Genomic DNA, 4,607 nt, shown 5'->3' on the forward strand with positions numbered 1-4,607 from the left:
TGCACCTTCAGTGCCGCAAGCGGGCTACGTAGCTCGTGCGCGGCATCGGAGGTAAATCGGCGCTCGCGTATCATGGTGTCATGCGTCCGGGCAAACAGTTGATTCAGGGCATCGACCAGCGGCCGGACTTCACTGGGCACCTTGTCGACGTTCAGCGATTCGGCTGAGTCCGGCGCGCGCAGACGCAGCGTTCTGACCAGCTGTTTTAATGGCGCCAGCTCCCGACTCAGCAGTACAATCAGCAGCAGGAACATCAGTGGCAGCGCCACCAGCCAGGGGGTCAACTGGGAGGTGACGATATCCAGCGCCATTTCCCGCCGGTATTCCCACTCCTGACCCACAACAATACGGTAGCGGCCATCGCCGGTGGTTAACTGCAGGAAGCGCCATTCATCATCATCGTTATTCAGATAGCCATCGCTGAACCCTTCCCGACGGTTTTGCCACGGGATGTCCTGACCATTCTCGCCGTCGTGAAGCAGACGCTTGCCGTCGGCTGTGAAAATCGTGAACGCCAGCGCATCGTCATCGAGATGGCCGTGTTTGATCTTCTTTTTTGTCCGCGCCGGCGCGGTGAGCGTGTGCAGTTCGTCGAAATTCATGGCGCTCAGTCGGCGGGCAAACAGCAGCTGTTGGGTATCAAAGAGCTTATCCAGCTTTTCCGTGGTTTGTTGCCAGGCAATAAAACAGGCAATGCCCCAGGCCACGCTGGTCAGCAGGAAAAAAAGGAGCGTCAGGCGGACGCGCAGGCTTAGTCGTTTCATGCCTCACCGAGGGTATAGCCGATACCGTGAACGGTACGAATAAATTCGCTGCCGAGTTTGCGGCGCAGATGATGCACATGCACCTCGACCGCGTTGCTGGAGACATCGTCATCCCAGGTATAGAGTTTCTCTTCAATGAGCTTACGTGGCAGAACGCGCCCGGCATTGCGCATCAGCAGTTCCAGCAAGGCGAACTCTTTTGGCTTCAGCACCAGGTTGTTGCCGTTCACCGTCACGGTCAGGCCAATGGGATCGAGCGCAACGTGGCCATGGCGCAGTTCGCTGCTGCTCTGGCCGTGGGCACGACGAATCAGGGCTTCCAGCCGGGCGGCAACTTCGATCAGCGCGAAAGGTTTACACAGATAGTCATCGGCACCGAGGCGCAGCCCTTCAACCCGCTGGCTGAGCGCATCGCGGGCCGTGAGGATCAGTACCGGTTCGTGGCGGCCCTGATTGCGCCATTCGCGCAGGATATCCAGCCCGTCAATACCGGGCAGCGTCAGGTCGAGGATCGCCGCGTCATAGGGCGCCGTATAGAGTGCGGCTTTGCCCTCTTCACCGCGGGTAAACCAGTCGATGCTGAAGCCCATTTTCGTCAGCCCGACTTTAATGCCATCGCCGATGAGCTTATCGTCTTCCACCACTAAAATGCGCATTGGCCGCTCCTGTGGCTGTCATGAGTACGCGCAGTAAACCGCGTTGCGGCAGGTGCTGTACAGAAATAAAATTTCTTTTTTGTGCTTAAGAAGTCGTTAAGTTTTGCCTGATGTAATCAGGGTCATATCATCAGACAAGGGAGGACATCTTATGAAGAAAATGGCTGCAATGACCGCGATCGTCGCTTTAATTTCTATGCCGGTGCTGGCTGCTGAACAAGGTGGTTTTAGCGGGCCTGGCGCGACGCAAACCAGCCAGACGTCTACGCATAAAGAGGGTTTTATTGGCCCGAGCGGGAGCGTAACGACGGTGGAAAACGCCAAATCGTTGCGTGATGACACCTGGGTGACTCTGCGCGGTAAAATCGTGCAGCGGCTTTCCGACGATCTGTATAAATTCCAGGACGCCTCCGGAACGGTGAACGTGGATATCGACCATAAGCGCTGGAACGGCCTGACCATCACGCCGCAGGACACCGTCGAGATCCAGGGGGAAGTCGACAAAGACTGGAACTCGGTCGAAATCGATGTGAAGCAAATAACTAAAGTCGCGCCATAAGCACGACATCGCGCAAGATCGGTCAGGAATCACTATCCTCGTTCTGCCAGAGTATGTCTGGAGGAGGAGACGATGAACGAGACCAGGATGAGCCCGACGTACGTCGGGCGTTTTCAGCGCGTGTGTTTATACATTGAGCGTCATCTGGATGAACCCCTGTCGCTGGAGACGCTGAGCGCGATCGCGCATAGCTCGCCGTATCACTTTCACCGGCAATTCACTGCCTGTAGCGGCGTACCGCTGTATCGCTATATCCAGTGGCTACGTCTGCGCCGCGCCTGCTGGCGACTGGCGTTCAAGCCGCAGGATAAAATCATCGATATTGCCCTTGATGCCGGTTTTCAGAATCCGGAATCGTTCAGTCGTGCCTTCCGTGCCGCGTTCGCTCAAAGCCCCAGCCAGTTCCGTCAACAGCCGGACTGGCAGGAGTGGCATCGACGCGTACCGAAACATACATTACAGGAGCAACATCCGATGGCGGTTAAAATAGTCCAGTTTCCTGACACCCAGGTGGCGATGTTGCGCCACCGCGGCAGTCCTGATTTGGTCAATGCTACGGCGGCGCAGTTTATCGCCTGGCGCAAGGCGAGTGGGTTATCTCCGGTCGCCACCTGCGCGACCTGGGGCGTGTCGTGGGACGATCCCGCGACCACTCCCGCTGACGATTTTCGTTTTGATATCTGCGGGTCGGTCAGTGAACCGATAGCGGAAAACGCCTTTGGCGTGGTGAATGGTGCTATTCCGGGTGGGCGATGCGCGCTGGCGCGTCACCACGGCTCTCTGGATACGCTCGCGCAAAGCGTCTGGTCTCTCTACCGCGACTGGCTACCGACGTCGGGTGAAACGCTACGCGATTTTCCGCTGTTTTTCCGTTACCTCAACTTCGTGCATGAAGTTGGCGAACACGAGCTCCAGACTGATATTTATCTGCCGTTGCGCTGATTAGCGCTAACGGAATCCTCAGCCGATCTCATGGCCTGTGACTCAGGGCGTGAGATCGGGTATTATCGCGGGTAGTTTTGCCGTCCGCACGGTCGGTACGCAGATTGAGGGTTCACGATTAATGAGCGATATGGCAGAGCGCCTTGCGCTGCATGAATTTACGGAAAATGCTTACCTGAACTATTCCATGTACGTCATCATGGACAGGGCGTTGCCGTTTATTGGCGATGGTCTGAAGCCGGTACAGCGTCGCATCGTTTACGCGATGTCTGAGCTGGGGCTGAACGCCAGCGCGAAGTTCAAAAAGTCCGCCCGCACCGTGGGTGATGTGCTGGGTAAATATCACCCGCACGGCGATAGCGCATGCTATGAAGCTATGGTACTGATGGCGCAGCCATTCTCCTATCGCTACCCGCTGGTGGATGGGCAGGGGAACTGGGGGGCGCCGGACGATCCGAAATCCTTCGCCGCGATGCGTTATACCGAATCCCGTTTGTCGAAGTATGCGGAACTGCTGCTGGGCGAACTGGGACAGGGAACCGTCGACTGGGTACCGAACTTCGACGGGACGATGCAGGAGCCGAAAATGCTGCCTGCGCGTCTGCCGAACATCCTGCTGAACGGCACGACGGGCATTGCCGTCGGTATGGCAACCGATATTCCGCCGCACAACCTGCGCGAAGTGGCGCAGGCGGCGATTACCCTGATCGAAAAACCGCAGACCTCGCTCGACGAGCTGTTGGATATCGTTCACGGACCAGACTACCCGACCGAAGCCGAAATCATTACTCCACGTGCGGAGATCCGCAAAATCTACCAGAACGGTCGTGGTTCGGTGCGGATGCGCGCGATATGGAAGAAAGAGGACGGCGCGGTAGTGATTACGGCGTTACCGCATCAGGTTTCCGGCGCCCGCGTGCTGGAACAAATTGCCGCTCAGATGCGTAACAAAAAGCTGCCGATGGTTGACGATCTGCGCGATGAGTCGGACCACGAAAACCCGACTCGTCTGGTGATCGTCCCGCGTTCGAATCGCGTGGATATGGAACAGGTGATGAATCATCTGTTCGCGACCACCGATCTTGAAAAAAGCTATCGCATCAACCTGAACATGATCGGCCTCGACAACCGTCCGGCGGTAAAAAACCTGCTGGAGATTCTGGCGGAGTGGCTGACCTTCCGCCGCGATACCGTGCGTCGCCGTCTGAACTACCGTCTGGAGAAAGTGCTCAAGCGCCTGCACATCCTTGAAGGTTTGCTGGTCGCTTTCCTCAACATCGATGAAGTGATTGAAATTATCCGCCAGGAGGATGAGCCGAAGCCGGCCCTGATATCGCGTTTTGGCATCAGCGAAACCCAGGCGGAAGCGATCCTTGAGCTGAAATTGCGTCACCTCGCTCGACTGGAAGAGATGAAGATCCGCGGCGAGCAGAGCGATCTGGAAAAAGAGCGCGATCAGCTGCAGGCCATTCTGGCCTCTGAACGGAAGATGAACAATCTGCTGAAGAAAGAGTTGCAGGCCGACGCCGAGACCTTTGGCGACGATCGTCGTTCACCGCTGTGCGAGCGCGAAGAAGCAAAAGCGATGAGCGAGCACGATATGCTGCCGTCTGAACCGGTGACCATTGTGTTGTCGCAAATGGGCTGGGTGCGGAGCGCCAAAGGCCACGATATTGACGCGCAGGG

The 4,607-nt window shown here is 57.0% G+C and carries 5 protein-coding genes; 3 read left to right on the forward strand and 2 right to left on the reverse strand.

The annotated features are described in order from the left end of the window. Positions 1 to 764, reverse strand: a 764-nt coding sequence (locus ACZAHD_RS21730; RefSeq protein ID WP_462458588.1) for a sensor histidine kinase family protein, incomplete at its 3' end; no start/stop codon positions are given. Further along, positions 761 to 1,420 (reverse strand): quorum sensing response regulator transcription factor QseB, encoded by a 660-nt coding sequence (gene qseB, locus ACZAHD_RS21735; RefSeq protein WP_462458589.1) that lies wholly within the window; start codon positions 1,418 to 1,420, stop codon positions 761 to 763. The genes ACZAHD_RS21730 and qseB, both read right to left, overlap by 4 nt. Positions 1,421 to 1,571: 151 nt before the next feature. On the opposite strand from qseB, the gene ACZAHD_RS21740 reads away from it, so the two are divergent. The 3 genes from ACZAHD_RS21740 to parC form a co-directional block, all read left to right on the forward strand. Further along, a complete protein-coding gene (locus ACZAHD_RS21740) occupies positions 1,572 to 1,979 on the forward strand; it encodes a YgiW/YdeI family stress tolerance OB fold protein (RefSeq protein ID WP_462458590.1) in 408 nt (135 codons plus the stop codon). A 72-nt stretch (positions 1,980 to 2,051) separates the two neighbouring features. Further along, positions 2,052 to 2,921 carry an AraC family transcriptional regulator gene (locus ACZAHD_RS21745; protein WP_462458591.1) on the forward strand — a complete coding sequence of 290 codons (870 nt, stop codon included), beginning with the start codon at positions 2,052 to 2,054 and terminating at the stop codon, positions 2,919 to 2,921. Positions 2,922 to 3,042: 121 nt separating this feature from the next. Continuing rightward, positions 3,043 to 4,607 (forward strand): DNA topoisomerase IV subunit A (parC, locus tag ACZAHD_RS21750; protein ID WP_462458592.1); only part of this gene is annotated, 1,565 nt, incomplete at its 3' end.

The organism is Raoultella sp., from assembly GCF_039594335.1.
Taxonomy (GTDB): domain Bacteria; phylum Pseudomonadota; class Gammaproteobacteria; order Enterobacterales; family Enterobacteriaceae; genus Klebsiella.